At 61.5% G+C, this 17,535-nt stretch carries 16 protein-coding genes; 4 read left to right on the forward strand and 12 right to left on the reverse strand.

From position 1 onward, the window contains the following. The first annotated feature begins 173 nt into the window (after nucleotides 1-173). Genes BK660_RS25750 through BK660_RS25760 form a run of 3 tightly spaced genes read left to right on the forward strand, consistent with a single transcriptional unit; the run spans nucleotide 174 to nucleotide 2,801 of the window. Nucleotides 174-995, forward strand: a complete 822-nt coding sequence (locus tag BK660_RS25750) for an NAD-dependent epimerase/dehydratase family protein (protein WP_123435682.1) — start codon at nucleotides 174-176, stop codon at nucleotides 993-995. A 35-nt stretch (nucleotides 996-1,030) separates the two neighbouring features. Further along, a complete protein-coding gene (locus BK660_RS25755) occupies nucleotides 1,031-1,918 on the forward strand; it encodes an SMP-30/gluconolactonase/LRE family protein (protein ID WP_123435683.1) in 888 nt (295 codons plus the stop codon). 10 nt (nucleotides 1,919-1,928) lie between these two features. After that, entirely contained in the window at nucleotides 1,929-2,801 is an 873-nt protein-coding gene (locus BK660_RS25760; protein WP_123435684.1) for an aldose 1-epimerase, read from the forward strand. On the opposite strand, the gene BK660_RS25765 is transcribed toward BK660_RS25760, so the two are convergent. The 12 genes from BK660_RS25765 to pedF form a co-directional block, all read right to left on the reverse strand. Beyond that, complete coding sequence (locus BK660_RS25765; protein WP_123435685.1) at nucleotides 2,794-4,527, reverse strand: PAS domain-containing hybrid sensor histidine kinase/response regulator; 1,734 nt, start codon at nucleotides 4,525-4,527, stop codon at nucleotides 2,794-2,796. The two genes, BK660_RS25760 and BK660_RS25765, sit on opposite strands and share 8 nt — an antisense overlap. Then, nucleotides 4,511-5,674, reverse strand: coding sequence for an alcohol dehydrogenase-like regulatory protein ErcA (gene ercA, locus BK660_RS25770; protein WP_123435686.1), 1,164 nt, complete (start codon nucleotides 5,672-5,674; stop codon nucleotides 4,511-4,513). Before ercA ends, BK660_RS25765 begins: the two co-directional genes overlap by 17 nt. Before the next feature lie 220 nt (nucleotides 5,675-5,894). Further along, nucleotides 5,895-7,037 carry a pyrroloquinoline quinone biosynthesis protein PqqE gene (gene pqqE / locus BK660_RS25775; protein ID WP_123435687.1) on the reverse strand — a complete coding sequence of 381 codons (1,143 nt, stop codon included), beginning with the start codon at nucleotides 7,035-7,037 and terminating at the stop codon, nucleotides 5,895-5,897. Between the two features lie 66 nt (nucleotides 7,038-7,103). Further along, nucleotides 7,104-7,856: a pyrroloquinoline-quinone synthase PqqC gene (pqqC, locus tag BK660_RS25780; protein ID WP_123435688.1), complete on the reverse strand. Its 753-nt coding sequence runs from the start codon at nucleotides 7,854-7,856 to the stop codon at nucleotides 7,104-7,106. 117 nt (nucleotides 7,857-7,973) lie between these two features. Then, complete coding sequence (gene pqqB / locus BK660_RS25785; protein WP_123435689.1) at nucleotides 7,974-8,888, reverse strand: pyrroloquinoline quinone biosynthesis protein PqqB; 915 nt, start codon at nucleotides 8,886-8,888, stop codon at nucleotides 7,974-7,976. A 55-nt stretch (nucleotides 8,889-8,943) separates the two neighbouring features. Beyond that, nucleotides 8,944-9,015 carry a pyrroloquinoline quinone precursor peptide PqqA gene (gene pqqA / locus BK660_RS25790; RefSeq protein ID WP_010455123.1) on the reverse strand — a complete coding sequence of 24 codons (72 nt, stop codon included), beginning with the start codon at nucleotides 9,013-9,015 and terminating at the stop codon, nucleotides 8,944-8,946. 257 nt (nucleotides 9,016-9,272) lie between these two features. Beyond that, complete coding sequence (exaC, locus tag BK660_RS25800; RefSeq protein WP_123435691.1) at nucleotides 9,273-10,793, reverse strand: acetaldehyde dehydrogenase ExaC; 1,521 nt, start codon at nucleotides 10,791-10,793, stop codon at nucleotides 9,273-9,275. A 258-nt stretch (nucleotides 10,794-11,051) separates the two neighbouring features. After that, complete coding sequence (locus BK660_RS25805) at nucleotides 11,052-12,827, reverse strand: PQQ-dependent methanol/ethanol family dehydrogenase (protein WP_123435692.1); 1,776 nt, start codon at nucleotides 12,825-12,827, stop codon at nucleotides 11,052-11,054. Between the two features lie 143 nt (nucleotides 12,828-12,970). Continuing rightward, nucleotides 12,971-13,909 (reverse strand): quinoprotein relay system zinc metallohydrolase 1, encoded by a 939-nt coding sequence (locus tag BK660_RS25810; RefSeq protein WP_123435693.1) that lies wholly within the window; start codon nucleotides 13,907-13,909, stop codon nucleotides 12,971-12,973. Nucleotides 13,910-13,925: 16 nt separating this feature from the next. After that, nucleotides 13,926-14,687 carry a quinoprotein dehydrogenase-associated SoxYZ-like carrier gene (locus tag BK660_RS25815; RefSeq protein WP_123435694.1) on the reverse strand — a complete coding sequence of 254 codons (762 nt, stop codon included), beginning with the start codon at nucleotides 14,685-14,687 and terminating at the stop codon, nucleotides 13,926-13,928. A gap of 9 nt (nucleotides 14,688-14,696) precedes the next feature. Further along, nucleotides 14,697-15,572, reverse strand: coding sequence for a substrate-binding periplasmic protein (locus BK660_RS25820; protein ID WP_123435695.1), 876 nt, complete (start codon nucleotides 15,570-15,572; stop codon nucleotides 14,697-14,699). Between the two features lie 4 nt (nucleotides 15,573-15,576). Further along, nucleotides 15,577-16,038, reverse strand: coding sequence for a cytochrome c-550 PedF (gene pedF, locus BK660_RS25825; RefSeq protein ID WP_123435696.1), 462 nt, complete (start codon nucleotides 16,036-16,038; stop codon nucleotides 15,577-15,579). A 296-nt stretch (nucleotides 16,039-16,334) separates the two neighbouring features. Between pedF and BK660_RS25830 the strand changes: the two genes are divergently transcribed. Continuing rightward, nucleotides 16,335-17,519, forward strand: coding sequence for an ABC transporter substrate-binding protein (locus BK660_RS25830; RefSeq protein ID WP_123435697.1), 1,185 nt, complete (start codon nucleotides 16,335-16,337; stop codon nucleotides 17,517-17,519). Nucleotides 17,520-17,535: the final 16 nt, after the last annotated feature.

Below are 17,535 nucleotides of genomic sequence, written 5' to 3' on the forward strand. Positions count from 1 at the left end.
CTATCGCGAGCAGGCTCACTCCTACAAGGATTGTTTTCCAATCAGGAATTGACCCTCCGTCCATTTCAACCAATGTCGCGTTGACAAGACCCGGAGAGCCTTACGATACTTCAGCAAAGTCGTACGACAACCTACAACGATTCGATAACAACAACTGTTTGTCCAGGATTCCCATGACTACTACAACCACCCGCCTCCCTTTCAATCGCCTGCTGCTGACCGGTGCCGCCGGTGGCCTGGGTAAAGTCTTGCGCGAAACCCTGCGCCCCTATGCCAATGTGATTCGCCTGTCGGACATCGCCGAACTCGCTCCAGCAATCGATGACCGCGAAGAAATCGTGCCGTGCGACCTGGCAGACAAGCAAGCCGTGCATCAATTGGTCGAAGGCGTGGATGCGATCCTGCACTTTGGCGGCGTGTCGACCGAGCACTCGTTCGAGCAGATCCTCGGTGCCAACATCTGCGGCGTGTTCCACATCTATGAAGCCGCGCGCCGCCACGGTGTGAAGCGCGTGATCTTCGCCAGCTCCAACCACGTCATCGGATTCTACAAGCAAGACCAGGTCATCGACGCCCACTCCCCACGTCGCCCGGACAGCTACTACGGTTTGTCCAAGTCCTACGGCGAAGACATGGCCAGTTTTTACTTCGATCGCTACGGCATCGAGACCGTCAGCGTGCGTATCGGCTCCTCGTTCCCGGAACCGCAAAACCGCCGCATGATGAGCACGTGGCTGAGCTTCGGCGACCTGACCCAATTGCTGGAATGCGCCTTGTACGCCCCGAATGTCGGCCACACCGTGGTGTATGGCGTGTCCGACAACAAAAACGTTTGGTGGGACAACCGTTTCGCATCCGGGCTGGGTTATCAACCACAGGACAACTCCGAAGTATTCCGCGAAAAAATCGAAACCCAACCGATGCCGGCCGCTGATGACCCGGCGATGGTTTACCAGGGTGGTGCGTTTGTCGCGTCGGGCCCGTTCGGCGACTGACCCCCAACCACACAAAACCAAGGGAATGAGTGGCCATGCAAGCCGAATTGATTGTCGATGCCCGTAACGCTGTCGGTGAGTGCCCGGTGTGGGTGCCTGAGGAAAACGCCCTGGACTGGGTCGATATTCCTGCCGGGGCCCTGCACCGCTGGAGTGCCGCCAGCGGGCAAGTCAATACGTGGACCGCGCCAGAGATGCTCGCGTGCATCACCCGCCACCGCGACGGTGGCTGGGTGGCCGGGATGGAAAGCGGTTTTTTCCATCTGCACCCTCATGCTGACGGCAGCCTCGACAGTCAATTGCTCGCCCACGTCGATCACGCCCGCACGGACATGCGCCTGAACGATGGTCGTTGCGACCGTCAGGGACGTTTCTGGGCGGGCAGCATGGTGTTGAACATGGGCGCCAACGCGGCCGACGGCGCGCTTTACCGCTACAGCGCCGGTCAACGCGGGCCAATTGAGGCACGACTGGGTGGGTTTATCGTTCCGAACGGCCTGGGTTTCAGCCCGGATGGGCGGACGATGTATCTGTCCGACTCGCATCCCCACGTTCAGAAAATCTGGGCCTTTGACTACGATATCGACAGCGGCACACCGTCCAATCGGCGGCTGTTTGTCGACATGAATCAGTTCCCAGGTCGCCCTGATGGTGCGGCGGTGGATGCCGAGGGTTGCTACTGGATCTGCGGTAATGACGCTGGGTTGATTCACCGCTTTACCCCTGACGGCCGACTGGATCGCTCCCTCGCCGTCCCGGTGAAAAAACCCAGCATGTGCGCCTTCGGTGGCAGCCGCCTGGACACGCTGTTTGTGACCTCGATCCGCCCCGGTGACGACCATGATGAACAGTCCCTGGCCGGTGGCGTGTTTGCCCTCGATCCGGGTGTTGCCGGGTTGCCGGAACCGCAGTTCAACGCATGAGCCCATTTAGATGACGCCAACACTTCTCGAACTCGAAGACGAACTGACCCACCTGACCCTCGCCCCCGAGCTCGGCGGCAGCCTCGTCAACTGGACGGTTCGCAGCACCGGCCAACCGCTGCTCCGTCACAATGACGCCCATGCACTGAACACTGGCCTGCCGGGCAAACTCGGTTGCTATCCCCTGGCGCCATGGTCCAACCGCATCGCCGAGGGCGGTTTCGAATGCCCCGAGGGCTGGCTGGCGTTGACACCCAACAGCCTCACCGATCCCCTTCCCATCCACGGCAGCGCCTGGCAGCAACCGTGGCAAGTGGTGACGCACTCAACCAACGAAGTGATCCTGCAACTCGACAGCAGCACCCCGTTCGCCTATCGCGCCCGGCAACGGTTTCATCTGAGCAAGGGTCAGTTGAGCATCGAATTACAGATCACCCACCTGGCCGACCGCGCCGCGTGGCATGGCCTCGGTTTGCACCCCTACTTTCCGCGCACGGCGAACACGCAGCTACAGGCCAAGGCCGAGAAAGTGTGGTTATGCGATGGCTCGAAACTGCCGACTGAGTTGATCGAGCTGCCCGCCGACTGGGATTTCCGTCAGTTAAGCGCCTTACCCTCCTCACTGGTCGACAATGGTTTCTGCCACTGGGACGGCCATTGCCTGATCCAGCAACCTGACCTCGGGTATGCGCTGGAATGTCAGGCCACCGGCAGCGATTACTACCTGCTTTACTGCCCGGTCGGTCTGGAGTTTTTCTGCATCGAACCGGTGAGCCATCCGGTCAACGCACATCACCTGCCCGGTCGGCCAGGGTTGCAGTTGCTGGAGCAAGGTCAGTCGGCGGAGCTTGGGTTCAGCCTGCAGTATCGAGCGCTCAGATAACGCCAAGCATCTGACTCAGCGCCGCACGCAGCTTGCCGGGTTTCACCGGTTTGTTCAGCAGCGGCGCGCCGAGTCGCTGCAACGAGCGTCGACACTGATCCGTGCGGTCCGCCGTGATGATTACCGCCGGAATCACCTGGCCGTAATGCTCACGCAAATGCCTGACCACATCGCAGCCCACCACGCCATGATCGAGGTGATAGTCCGCCAGGATCAGTTCCGGGGCTTGCCCACGCAGCGCCGCCAGCGCCGAGGATTCATCCGTGGCCGTGACCACCTCGCACCCCCACTGCCCGAGCAGCGCGCTCATGCTCTCGAGAATGCTGACTTCGTTGTCCAGCACCAGCAGTCGTCGGCCCGGCAAGGGATTGCCCGTGGTCAATTGAGGCACGGCCTGACTGATCGGCAGCGGAACCTCATGGGAAATCGGTACGTCGATGCTGAACATCGAACCCCGTCCCGGCACCGATTTAACCCCAATCCGATAACCGAGAATCTTGCCGATGCGCTCAACGATGGCCAGCCCCAACCCCACGCCTTTGCGGTCGGCGGCGCGTCCGACGTCTAGTTGGTTGAACTCCAGGAAAATCGAATCCAGGCGGTCCGCGGCGATGCCACGCCCGGTGTCCCAGACCTCCAGGCGCAGCATCTCGCCGCGGCGCCTGGCGCCCAGCAGGATGCTGCCCTCGTCGGTGTAGCGGCAGGCGTTACTGAGGAAGTTACGCAGGATGCGCGTCATCAGGCGCAGGTCGGTGCTGATGGCGTAATCGCCCACATGCACGCGCAGGTTCAATCCTGCCGCCTCGGCGACCGACTGAAATTCGGACACCAGCGGCCCGAGCAACTCGTCGAGACGATAAAGAGCAACGTCGGGTTTCACCGCAGCCTGATCGAGCCGGGAAATATCCAGCAAATCCGTGAGCAGGTCTTCCGCCCCTTCCAGCGCCTGATGGGTACGTTCGACCAGGACTTGTTCAACGTCGGGCAGTTTTCGTTCACGCAACGTCGAGATCAGCAGACGTGCGGCGTTAAGCGGTTGCAGCAGGTCGTGACTGGCCGCCGCGAGGTATTTGTCCTTGCTGCGATTGGCGGCCTCGGCGGCGTCGCGGGCATCGCGCAAGGCTTCGGCGATCTGCTTGCGCTGGGTGATTTGCTGCTGCAGATTGCGGTTGGCTTCCAGTAACTCATCGGTGCGCGCGGCGACCCGCTGCTCCAGTTCGTCGTTGAGTTGCTGCAGACGCTGCTGGGCTTGTTTGCGCTCGGTGATGTCGGCGACAAACCCCTCAACCAGGCCTTCCTGATCGGGCTTGAGCAACAGGTTCATCAATACATCGAGGCTGCTGCCGTCCTTGCGCCGCAACTGGGTTTCATACCCGTGCAGGCTGCGTTGATGCTTGAGGATTTCGCCGATGTTTTCCAGCTCACTGGCCCCGCCGACAAACAGGTTGCTGGCCAGGTCCGCCAGGGAAAACAGCACCTCTTGCGGGTCCTGATAGCCGAGCATGTGCGCCAATGCCGGGTTGGCGGCCCGCATGCCTTCTTGCAGGCTGGCCTGAAAAATCCCCTGGACCGCGTTTTCGAACAGCCATTTGTAGCGATTACGCTCGGCTTCCAGTTCGTCGAGCCGCGCGGCCAGTTCCGGGTAATGGCTCTTGCGCGCCGAATGGCTGCCTAACCCGAGTAACCCCGCCAGTGCCCGTTGCTGATCGTCAGAGGGCTTCGCCATAGACGACCTCGACATCACGCTGACTCGATTCGCGCGGATTGGTCAGGATGCACGGGTCGTGCATGGCGTGTTGCGACAGGAACGGAATGTCCGCCGTACTGACCCCGTGCAAACCAAGGGTCTCGTGGAAGCCGATTGCGTGTTTGAGCGCAATCAGGTGCTCCACCAGCCGACCGCAGATCTGCCGGTGGTTCAGGCCGCGGCAATCGATGCCGAACGTCTCGGCGATCACCTTGAAGCGATCCGGCGCCGAGCTGTAATTGAACGCCACCACATGCTCCACCAACACCGCGTTGCACAGGCCATGGGGCAGATCGAGAAACCCGCCCAGGCTGTGGGACATCGCGTGCACAGCGCCGAGAATCGCGTTGGAGAACGCCAGCCCGGCTTGCATGCTGCCCAGCATGATCTTCTCGCGCAGGGCGATGTCCGTGGGGTTGGCAATCATTTGCACCAGGTTGCCGTTGATCAACCGCATCGCTTCCAGTGCATGGGGATCAGTCAGTGGCCCGTGGCCGGTGGAGACAAAGGCTTCGATGGCGTGCACCAGTGCGTCGATGCCGGTACACGCCGACAGGAACGGGTCCATGCTCAGGGTCGTTTCCGGGTCGATCAGCGAGACGTCCGGCACCACCGCTTTGCTGACGATGGAAAACTTCATGCGTTCTTGCTGGTTGGAAATGATCACGAACTGCGACACATCAGCCGACGTGCCGGCGGTGGTCGGAATCAGGATCAGGGGTGGGCTGGGCACGCGGATGGTGTCCACGCCTTCGAATTCGAGAATGCTGCGTCCGTGCGCAACGACAATGCCGATGCCTTTGCCGCAATCCATCGGGCTGCCACCGCCGACGGCGACGATCACGTCGCAATGGTTTTCCCGGTACAGCTCGGCGCCGAGCATTACTTCTTCGACCCGCGGGTTGGGCGAGACATCGCTGTATAGGAAGTAATCGATACCCAAGGCTTGCAGGCTGGCCTCGACATCGGCAACCCACCCGGCGGCAATCACCCCGGGGTCGCTGACCACCAGGACTTTGCGGGCACCGAAGGTCTTGGCGCAATTACCGACGTTGTGCCGACAGCCGGCACCGAAGATGATTTCTGGAGACACGAACTTACGCAGCTGGCTGAGACTCTGGCTCATTGGAAAGCCTGTTTTTATTGTTTTGGAAGATAGAACCCACACTAAACCATCCGGCTGCGAATGCAATCAGACCAATGGGTAGCAAGATCTTGTGCCTACCACAGATCAAATGTGGGAGCGGGCTTGCTCGCGAAGAGGCCGGTACATTCAACATAGGCATCGCCTGATCCACCGTCTTCGCGAGCAAGCCCGCTCCCACATTTGATCTGTGGTAGGGCGACTACCCGCGATAAATCAGTTGTGAAGCCTTTTCGTTGCGCAACGTCAGGTGTTCCATGCCCTGCCCCGGCGCGTCGGCTTCTTCCCGGGCCTTGAGGATCACGCCATGGTGCGGCGACTTGCTGCACACCGGGTCGGCATTGGCGGCATCGCCGGTGAGCATGAACGCCTGGCAGCGGCAGCCGCCCAGATCCTTGTGCTTTTCATCACAGGAGCGGCACGGCTCTTTCATCCAGTCATCGCCACGAAAACGGTTGAAGCCAAACGAATCGGTCCAGATGTGCTCAATGCTGTGCTCGCGCACGTTGGGAAACTGCACCGGCAACTGGCGGGCGCTGTGGCAAGGCAGCGCGGTACCGTCCGGGGTGATGTCGAGAAACAGATTGGCCCAACCGTTCATGCAGGTCTTGGGGCGCTCTTCGTAATAATCCGGGGTGACAAAGATCAGCTTGCACGGGTGGCCCTGGGCCTCAAGCCGCGCGCGATATTCGTTGGTGATGCGCTCGGCGCGCTGCAGTTGTTCGCGGGTTGGCAGCAGGCCGACGCGATTGAGTTCGGCCCAACCGTAGAATTGGCACGTGGCCAATTCGACAAAATCGGCTTCCAGCGCCAGGCACAAGTCGATGATCTGTGCGATCTGGTCAATGTTGTGCCGATGGGTGACGAAGTTCAGCACCATGGGATACCCCTGGGCTTTTACCGCGCGGGCCATCGCCAGCTTCTGGGCGAAGGCCTTGCGGGAGCCGGCGAGCATGTTGTTGACCGCTTCGTCGGCCGCCTGAAAGCTGATCTGGATATGGTCCAGACCGGCCACCTTGAAGTCGCGGACTTTCTGCTCGGTCAAGCCGATGCCCGAGGTGATCAGATTGGTGTAGTAACCCATGTCTCGCGCGGCTTTGATCAATTCGGCCAGGTCCTGTCGCACCAATGGCTCACCGCCGGAAAAACCCAATTGCGCGGCACCCATTTCGCGGGCCTCGCGAAACACCCGAATCCACTCCTCGGTGCTCAGCTCCTCGCCGTGCCGGGCGAAATCCAGCGGGTTGGAACAATACGGGCATTGCAGCGGGCAGCGGTAGGTCAGCTCCGCCAACAGCCACAGCGGTGGGCCGACGGGTGAATCATTCAATTTAGAATGGCGCATGGGCCAACCTCCAGGAATGCCAGCACATTCTCCGCAACGACGGCAACCACTCGCGATGGATCAGGCTCACAGGGCAATCCCCCGGTGCCAGACTTTATCGGCCGTGACGGTGTGATAAGGCGGGCGCTCCAGCTCGTAGGCCATGCTCATGGCGTCGAGCATGCTCCACAGCACGTCGAGTTTGAATTGCAGGATCTCGAGCATGCGTTGCTGTGCCTCGCGCGTGACGTAGTGCGCCAGGGTAATGCGCAAGCCGTGCTCCACATCGCGCCGGGCCTGACTCAAACGGTTGCGAAAATAGTCATAACCGGCAACGTCGATCCACGGGTAATGCGTCGGCCAGGCGTCGAGTCGGGACTGATGGATCTGCGGGGCAAACAGCTCGGTCAGCGAACTGCTCGCCGCTTCCTGCCAGCAGGCACGACGGGCGAAATTGACATAGGCATCGACGGCAAACCTCACGCCGGGCAGCACCCGCTCCTGGGACAGAATCTGTTCGCGATCCAGCCCCACCGCTTCGCCCAGGCGCAGCCAGGCTTCGATGCCGCCTTCACTGCCGGGCACGCCGTCGTGGTCGAGAATCCGTTGCAACCACTCACGGCGCACGTCGCGGTCCGGGCAGTTGGCGAGGATCGCGGCATCCTTGAGCGGAATGTTCACCTGGTAATAGAAACGATTGGCGACCCAGCCCTGAATCTGCTCGCGGCTCGCGCGGCCGGCGTACATGGCTTGGTGGAAGGGGTGATGGATGTGGTAGTAGGCGCCTTTGGCGCGCAGAGCGGCTTCGAATTCGCTGGGGGTCATTGCGGGGCTGGTCATTGCGGGTCTCCGATGGATTTGCGGTGTCGGGTCTGGCCCCTTCGCGGGCAAGCCACGCTCCCACAGTTGATCGCGTGAACCTGTGGGAGCGTGGCTTGCCCGCGATGGGGCCATCCGCTACAGCTCAATACTCATGCCGTCAAACGCCACTTCAATCCCGCGCCGTTCCAGCAAGGCGCGCTCTGCCGAGTCTTCATCGAGGATCGGGTTGGTGTTGTTGATGTGGATCAGCACCTTGCGCTGGCGGGTAAACCCTTCGAGGATCTCAAGCATGCCGCCCGGACCGCTTTGCGACAGGTGCCCCATTTCGCTGCCCAGGCTCTGGCCGACTTCGCAGACGCGCATCTCATCGTCACGCCACAAAGTGCCGTCCAGCAGCAGGCAATCGGCACGCTGCATCCAGCCCAGCACTTCGTCATCGACTTGCCCCAGCCCCGGCGCGTAGAACAGCGATGCGCCGCTGCGTCGATCCTCAATGAACAAGCCAATGGTGTCGCCCGGTTGCGGATGGCCGCGGTTGGGCGAGTACGGTGGGGCGTTGCTCACCAGGGGGATCGCACGCCATCGCAAGTGCTGGCAGGCAGGAATGCTGAACGGCTGACGATCCAGGCCGATCGGTTGCCACTGCAACCCACCGTTCCAGTGGCGCAGCATGTTGAACAGCGGGAAGCCGCTGCTCAGGTCCTGGTGAACCCGTTCGGTACACCAGACGGCATGCGGACAGCCTTCGCGCAGGCTCAGCAGGCCGGTGCAGTGATCGATCTGGCTGTCGAGCAGCACGACGCCGGCGATGGCGCTGTCACGCAACTGGCGAGCCGGCTGCAACAGCGGAAAACTGGCGAGTTGCGCACGAATGTCTGGCGAGGCATTGCACAGCACCCAATCCACACCGTTGTCGCTCAGGACAATCGAGGACTGGGTGCGCGGTTGTGCCCGCAGGCTGGCATTGCGCATCCCGGCGCACTGGCGGCAGTTGCAATTCCACTGCGGGAAACCACCACCCGCAGCGGAGCCGAGAACGCGAATGTGCATGAATGAGGCTCCCAAAGGCAGGCCCGGCCAACCCGACGGCTGGCCGGGTGAGCAATCAACGGTTGGCGAAATACATCGTCACTTCGAAGCCAATGCGCAGATCGGTAAACGCGGGTTTATTCCACATGGGTCAATCCTCTTCTTGTGCCGGGCGATTCCGGTAAAACCATTAATGCACGGGGCGACGAGCGCCCGAATGCTACTTTCGAAGGAGAATGCGGGGTGCGTTGGTAGGGGGTGCTACGCGATATTCCAGTACGTCCAAGATCAATGTGGGAGCGGGCTTGCTCGCGAAAGCGGTCTGTCAGTCAACGAATGTGTTGAATGTCATGCCGTCTTCGCGAGCAAGCCCGCTCCCACAGGGAGTTGCGGTAATTCCGAGGGCTAGAAGAACCCCAGCGGATTGATGTCGTAGCTGACCAACAGGTTTTTGGTCTGCTGGTAGTGATCGAGCATCATCTTGTGGTTTTCCCGACCGACGCCGGACTTCTTGTAGCCACCGAACGCCGCGTGCGCCGGGTACAGGTGGTAGCAGTTGGTCCACACGCGCCCGGCCTTGATCGCCCGGCCCATGCGGTAGGCGCGGTTGATGTCGCGGGTCCAGAGGCCGGCACCGAGGCCGAACTCGCTGTCGTTGGCAATCGCCAGCGCTTCTGCTTCGTCCTTGAAGGTGGTGACGCCCACCACCGGGCCGAAGATTTCCTCCTGGAACACGCGCATCTTGTTGTGGCCCTTGAGCAGCGTCGGCTGGATGTAATAGCCGCTGGACAAGTCACCTTCAAGCCGCTCGGCGGCGCCACCGGTGAGGAGTTCAGCCCCCTCCTCCTGAGCGATTTTCAGGTACGAGAGGATCTTGTCGTATTGCTGCTCCGACGCCTGGGCGCCAACCATGGTTTCGGTGTCCAGCGGGTTGCCGCGCTTGATCTTGACGATCTTCTTCATCACCTCGGCCATGAACGGTTCATAGATCGACTCTTGCACCAGCGCCCGCGATGGGCAGGTGCAGACTTCGCCTTGGTTGAAGAACGCGAGCACCAGGCCTTCGGCGGCTTTTTCGATGAACTGTGGCTCGGCGTTCATGATGTCTTCGAAGAAGATGTTCGGCGACTTGCCGCCCAGCTCGACGGTGCTCGGAATGATGTTCTCGGCCGCGCAATGCATGATGTGCGCGCCCACCGGGGTGGAACCGGTGAAGGCGATCTTGGCGATGCGCTTGCTGGTGGCCAACGCTTCGCCGGCTTCACGACCGAAGCCCTGGACGATGTTCAGCACGCCCGCCGGCAGCAAATCGGCGATCAGTTCGGCGAAGACCATGATCGACAGCGGCGTCTGCTCGGCCGGTTTGAGCACGATGCAGTTACCGGCGGCCAAGGCCGGGGCGAGTTTCCAGGCCGCCATCAGCAGCGGGAAATTCCACGGAATGATTTGCCCGACCACGCCCAGAGGCTCGTGAAAGTGATAGGCGGTGGTCAGTTCGTTGATCTCCGCAGCGCCACCTTCCTGGGCGCGAATGCAACCGGCGAAGTAACGGAAATGGTCGGCGGCCAACGGCACGTCGGCGTTCAGGGTTTCGCGCACGGCCTTGCCGTTGTCCCAGGTTTCGGTGACCGCGAGGATTTCCAGATTTTGTTCGATGCGATCGGCGATTTTCAACAGCACCAGCGAACGGTCCTGGGCCGAGGTCTTGCCCCAGGCATCCGCAGCGGCGTGCGCCGCGTCAAGGGCCTTTTCGATGTCGGCGGCGCTGGAGCGAGGGAATTCGGCGATCACCTCACCGTTCACCGGCGAGGTGTTGGTGAAGTATTCGCCATTGACCGGCGCGACAAACTCGCCGCCGATGAAGTTGCCATAGCGCGGCTTGAAGGAAACAACGGCGCCTGGGGTTCCGGGTTGTGCGTAGATCATGGTGGGCCTCTGTCTGGGTCGATGCCTGTCGTGCCGACAAGCGATTGGTCGTAGGTTTACCGATAGGAGTTGGGTGAACCTTTGTGGCGAGGGGGCTTGTCCCCGTTGGGTCGCGAAGCGGCCCTTTACATTCTTTGCACCCACCGCGGCGCAGGCAATTACGACTGCTTCGCAGCCGGACGGGGCGATGCGGCGTTCCGACAAGCCCCCTCGCCACAGGTAATTCATCTCCACAGGGTTACGCGGTGGACTGGGGGGTTAGTGCTTGGCAACGAGGTCCTTCGGCAGCTTGAAGGTCCAGAGCATGCCGCCCTGGTTGAAGTCCTTGATGCGCTTGGCCACTTCCCCGCCCCACAACGGTACGGCGCCGCCCCAGCCGGAGAGGACAGACACGTACTGTTCGCCGTCCATTTCCCAGGTCACAGGCGAACCGAGTACGCCGGAACCGGTCTGGAATTCCCAGACTTTCTCGCCGGTCTTGGCATTGAACGCCTGGAGGAAACCTTCCGGCGTGCCGGTGAATACCAGATTGCCTTTGGTGGTCAGTACCCCGCCCCACAGCGGCGCGTAGTTCTTGTGGCGCCAGACTTCCTTGCCGGTTATCGGGTCGATGGCGCGCAGCACGCCGATGTAGTCTTCGTTCAACGGTTTGATGGTGAAACCGGCGCCGAGGAATGCCGCGCCTTTTTTGTAGGCGATGCCTTCGTTCCAGATGTCCATGCCCCACTCGTTGGATGGCACGTAAAACAGCCCGGTGTCGCGGTTGTAGGCCATCGGCATCCAGTTTTTCGCGCCGAGGAACGCAGGCGCTACAAAGACTGAACTGCCCTTGGGGTCAGCGCCCGGGGCGCCAGGTCGGCTGGCTTCGTTGTAGATCGGCCGGCCATCTTTATCCAGGCCGCTGGCCCAGGTGATCTTGTCCACGAACGGAAAGCCGCGGATGAACTTGCCGTTGGTACGGTCCAGCACGTAGAAGAAACCGTTGCGGTCCGCCGTGGCCGCCGCTTTGATTTCCTTGCCGCCCTCGGTGTAGTTGAACGAGACCAGCTCGTTCACGCCGTCATAGTCCCAACCGTCATGGGGCGTGCTCTGGAAGTGCCATTTGATGGTGCCGTCGTCCGGGTTGAGCGCCAGGCGCGACGACGAGTAGAGGTTATCGCCAGGACGCAAATGCGAGTTCCACGGCGCCGGGTTGCCGGTGCCGAACAGCAGCAGATTGGTTTCCGGGTCGTAGTAGCCGCCAAGCCACGGGGCGGCACCGCCGGTCTTCCACAGGTCACCCGGCCAGGTCTTGCCGGCTTCACCGCCGGAGATGCCGTTCTCGATGGCCTTGCCGTCCTTGTAGACGTAGCCCATATGGCCTTCGACGGTCGGGCGGACCCACAACAGGTCGCCGTTTTTCGGGTCGTACGCCGAGATCTTGCCCACCACGCCGAACTCGCCACCGGCCACGCCGGTAATCAGCTTGCCGTTGATCACCAAGGGCGCGGCGCTGATCGAATAGCCTTCCTTATGGTCGGCCACCTGCTTGCTCCACACCACTTTGCCGGTGTCTTTGTTCAGGGCCACCAGCTTGGCGTCGAGCGTGCCAAAGAACACCAGGTCGCCATACAGCGCTACGCCACGGTTGATCACGTCGCAGCACGGACGGATGTCATCCGGCAGGCGCGCATCGTATTGCCAGAGTTTCTTGCCGGTGCGTGCATCGACCGCGAATACCCGGGAGTACGAACCGGTCATGTACATCACGCCGTCCTTGATCATCGGCTGTGCTTGCTGGCCACGCTGCTTTTCGCCGCCGAAGGAGAAGGCCCAGGCAGGTCGCAACTCCTTCACGTTGTCGACGTTGAGAATATCCAGCGGGCTGTAGCGTTGTCCCTGGACGCCGAGGCCGTTGGTGACGATTTGCTCCGGGTTTTTCGGGTCCTGGAGAATGTCCTGGTCAGAGACGGCGGCCAATGCCTGGCCGGACAACAGCATGGCACTGAGCAGCAGGCTCAAGACGAAGGGCTGGCGACGTGCGGGTTGAGTCATGACGGCTACCTCTGCGGTTTTTTGTTATTCGCGGGAGAGTTTCCCGGCGTAGTGCAGATTCTTGGGCGCCGTCGCCCCGACAACAATTACCCGCAATATGGAGATTCCTAATCCCTTAGTAGCGGGTCGAATGCGTTCAAGCGTTACTTCGCAGCAGCGGAATCCACCCGGGTCATCTGCCCACGCTCGTAGCGCGGGTACAAATGACTGACGCTGCGGATCAATTCATAACGGCTCAGCGTGATCCCGGCGAAACGTTCCGGGATCGGACTGCGGATCATCTCGGCCATGTCGCTGCCATTCAACGCACCCGCTTGCAGCAGCTGGTCGAGCCAGGTCAGGTAGTCGCGCATTTGCTCGAAGGGTTGTGGGTCGCCGGACACGGGGCCGTGACCCGGCACAATCAGCGTCCAGGGCAAGCCTTGCAGGGTGGCGATGTCCGCCAGCCACACAGGCAACCCGGGGCTGTTGGGGGTGGTCAAGGCCCGTTGATAAAACACCAGGTCCCCGGCAAACAGCACGCCGGTTCTCTGGTCGAGAATAGCCAGATCCGCTCCCGTATGCCCACCCAGGCCCAGCAAGCGTAAATCGTGATTCCCAAAACTGCGTACGCCTGGCGTCACGACCTGATTGGGCAACACCACTTCGGTGCCCCGCATCCAGTCACCCACCATTCGATACATATTGTCGGCCAGCGCATCACCTTGTTGATGCAACAGCTCAGTCGTCCCCGCCAGTGCGCCGATGGGCACGTCAGCGAACGCCTGATTGCCGAGCACATGGTCCGGGTGATGATGGGTCAGGAACACCTGAACCACCGGCTTATCCGTGATCACGGCAATCGCCTTGCGCATCGCCTCGCCGTAGCGCTTGGACGGCCCGGTGTCGATGACTACGACTCCGCCCTCGGTGACAATGAACGCGGTGTTGACGATATTGCCGCCGTTGGCCTTGGCGAAATTATCCGTGCTGCCTTCCAGCAGCCAGGTGTCTTCGGCGATCTGCCGGGGCTTGAGCGCATACTCAAGGTCGGCCATGGCCGGCAGGCTGACGCTCAACACCATCAGCAGTATCCAGCGCATGAAAGGCTCCTTTGGCTCAGGGAATCGACGCATCAAATTCATTGCCGCTGTTGTCCCGAATAATCAGACGCGTCTGCCCTGCCCCTACGATGTCGAAGGCCAGGTTGGGGTTTTCACTGACGGCTGGAAAAAGCTCCAGCCGCGCCAACAGCTGATCATCAGCACTTCGCAGTTCGGCGTGGTTGATGAAAAATTCCGGGATGCCGCTGACCATGCCGTTGTCCATCGGATGCGCCACCTGCACGCGCAAACGGCTGAAGTCAGTGCGCGGATAGCGCGCGCCCAACACTTCGCCGATGTGTTCCTCCCAGCCGGGCTGGGTACGCACCACACTGGGGGCGGTGCAACCACCGCCCGCCGCATCGATCAGGGTCGAACCGACATGCCACAGCCCATCGCGCGTCAGGACCGCGGCGCGTAAAGGGGTAGCCTGTTCGATACGGATACGGATCGACAACCACGGCAACACGCGGTCCAGCGGCTGGAAGTCGACAATCTTTGGCAGCGGGTTGAGCTCGGCCCAAGCGAGAATTTTCACCACCTCGCCCTTGAACGCTCGCGCATCGATTTCCAGTGGCACCTGCCGGGCATCTTCGGCGAACGGCGGCGCCAGCAGCTTGACCCGGTCATCGAAGACAAAGGGAGCGTCGCCGAGCATTTGCTTGTGATAGAACGCCCACATCACCGAGGGCACCGGGTCTTTGCCCGGATCGATACTCGCGGCGTGCGCGGCCAAGGGTAACCAGCAGGCCAACAGACACTTGATTCGCCAGCTCATCACCCGCTCCTATTGATACATCTCCGGCACGTCATACCGCAGGCCGTAATGGCTGTAGATTTCCTTCACCGAACCCTCGCGGATCAGGCCTTCCAGTGCCTCTTCCACGGCATAGGCCAGTTGCCGATTACTTTCGTGCACGGCCATGCCGATCTCCCACAGTTGCTTGCCCATGTTCGGATAGGCGTTTTGCGCCAACGCCAGTTGCGGGTCGGCCGCCTCATGCACCTGCCAGTCGATTTCGCCACGCATGGCCATGACGGCGTCGACCTCACCGGCCTTCATCGCAGCAAAAGCCTGGGGTACGCCCGGGTAGTGGTGGGTTTTGCCGGCGAGCATGCCGTTGAACACCGACGTCAGGTAGAACGACGGCACACTGTCGACCTCGACGCCAATCGGGTGGTACTCGAACACCGCCACGCTGCCAACCTTGTCCAGCCGGCGCAGATCGTAGGCCACCTGCCATTGTTCGGTCTGATAGGGCCCGAACATCACCACATGACCGTTTTCCATTTCGCCGAATTCGTTGCGCTTCTGGGCGTAGTCACGGTCATAGGGCACACGCATCATCAAGTCGGCCAGTTGCTGGTTGTGCAAGGCACTGGCGCGCCAGATGTAATCACGCAGATCGTCATCGAGTTTTTCCCCGGCGGGGGCCCAGATCAACGTCAGGTGTACGCCGAGGGCCTTGGCCAGCGCCTCGGCAAGCTCCACATCGACACCTCGGGGCTGACCGGCCTGCTCAAAACTGTAGGGGGCGAAGTCCTTGTAGACCGCCACTTTCAGCTCCCCGGCGGCGATCATTTCGTCATAGTTTCGAACCTGCGCCTGCACCGTCTGGCAACACAGCCACAGCGCACTGATCAACACCGCGAGCAGACGCATGGAATCACTCCTCGACGTGAACGCTGTCCAGGTAAGTGCGCACTGCCCACAACGCTTCCTGGCTCAGGTAATCGGCCATTTTCGGCATGTAGACCCGACCGTCACGTACGGCGCCATGACGCACGCGTTCGACGAACCACTCGTCACCCGCCTCGCCGACATCAAGCAGGCGCAGGTCCGGGGCGATCCCGCCCGACTTGGCTTCCAGGCCATGACACGCCGCGCAGTTCTGGTTGTAGGCCGACGAACCGATTTCCAGGGCTCTGTCGTGCTCCGGGGAGGCTCGATACGGATTGGCCGCAGCCCAACCATCGCCATCCACCGTTACACCGGCATCCTTGATCGGTGTCAGACCCTGGGTTTCAACCGCTTGCGGTACCACGTTGCCGTGAGCCCACACGGATCCAGCACCGATAAAGCCGGCCAGCAGACCGACGACGAGCAAGGCGTTGCGTTTTGTTGTCATTGTTATGCCCTCAGGATTGCACGCAAAACCTCTTGGCAGAGGCTATGGCACTCATCTTAGGAACGGCATCGCCATCACCCCATGCTGCTTTGGTGGTCGCCTTCTAGTCCTTTGGTAGTAAGGCGATGGATGCACACCTCAGGTACGTCGCCAACAGGCCTGGTGTCCCGGCGTGACCGGAAAACCGCACTGCCGGGCGCGGGTTACTACCTTGGTACTGGCTCACCGGTACTTTCTGCATATTTCCTCTGTTCCACAGGCTTCCTATGCTGGCGCTACCTGTAAAGGAGTGCCCTATGCGCCTGCTTGCCCCTTACGCCTTGCTGTACCTGCTGGCGATTGCCTGCGCCGCCGGCGTGGCTACCCAGAGCCAGGCTGCGCAGGCGCCGCTGGAGGTGCGGATCGGCTACCTGGGTTATCGCCCTGATCCTGGGCCGCTCCTGTCGAACGTGATTCCCGAACCGAGCGATGCCGGATTGCGCGGCGCCGAACTGGCGATCACCGACAGCAACAGTACCGGACGTTTTCTCAACCACAGCTACGCCCTGGTCAGCGCCCGCGTCGACAGCCCCGAAGCCTTGCTCGATGCGGCCAACGCCCAGCACGCGCAGGGTCTGCGGCTGTTTGTGGTGAACGCCCCGGCCGACAGCTTGCGCCAGCTCAGCGCCGCCCTGCCCGACAGCCTGATATTCAACGCCGGCAGTCCCGACGACCGCCTGCGCAGCACCGATTGCCTGTCGAACGTGCTGCACACCCTGCCGAGTCGCGCGATGCTCGCCGATGCGCTGGCGCAATTTCTGGTGGTGCGCAAATGGCAGCGCGCGCTGCTGATCGTTGGCCCGACCGCCGACGATCAAGCCTACGCCGCCGCCCTGCGCCGCGCGGCCAAACGCTTCGGCCTGCAACTGGTGGCAGAGAAGGCCTGGAGCTTTGATAACGACCAACGTCGCAGCGCCCAGGCGGACATGCCACTGTTTACCCAGACCGCCGAATATGACGTGGTGCTGGTGGCCGATGAACGTGGCGACTTCGGCGAATACGTGCCCTATCAGACCTGGTATCCGCGCCCCGTCGCCGGCACCCAAGGGCTGACCCCGGTGGGTTGGCACAAAACCGTGGAAACCTACGGCGCCGCGCAGTTGCAAAAGCGTTTTGAAGCCCTGACCGGCCGCTGGATGAACGACCGCGATTTCGCGGCCTGGATGGCCGTGCGCAGCGTCGCCAGCGCGGTGAGCAAACTGCGCCAGACCGAGCCGATGGCGATCCGTCAGCTGGAAATCAGCGATCAACTGCCGCTGGACGGTTTCAAGGGACGCAAGCTCAGTTATCGCCCGTGGAACGGCCAGTTGCGCCAACCGATTCCCATCGTCCAGCCCCGTGCCCTGGTCAGCACGTCACCGCAGGACGGCTTTCTGCATCCTTTCAACGAAATGGACAGCCTGGGTTACGACAAACCCGAGGTCAGCTGCCGCTTTCCCTGATCCAACTGTCCACAAG

It is taken from the genome of Pseudomonas brassicacearum (genome assembly GCF_003732265.1).
GTDB classification, from domain to species: domain Bacteria; phylum Pseudomonadota; class Gammaproteobacteria; order Pseudomonadales; family Pseudomonadaceae; genus Aquipseudomonas; species Aquipseudomonas brassicacearum_D.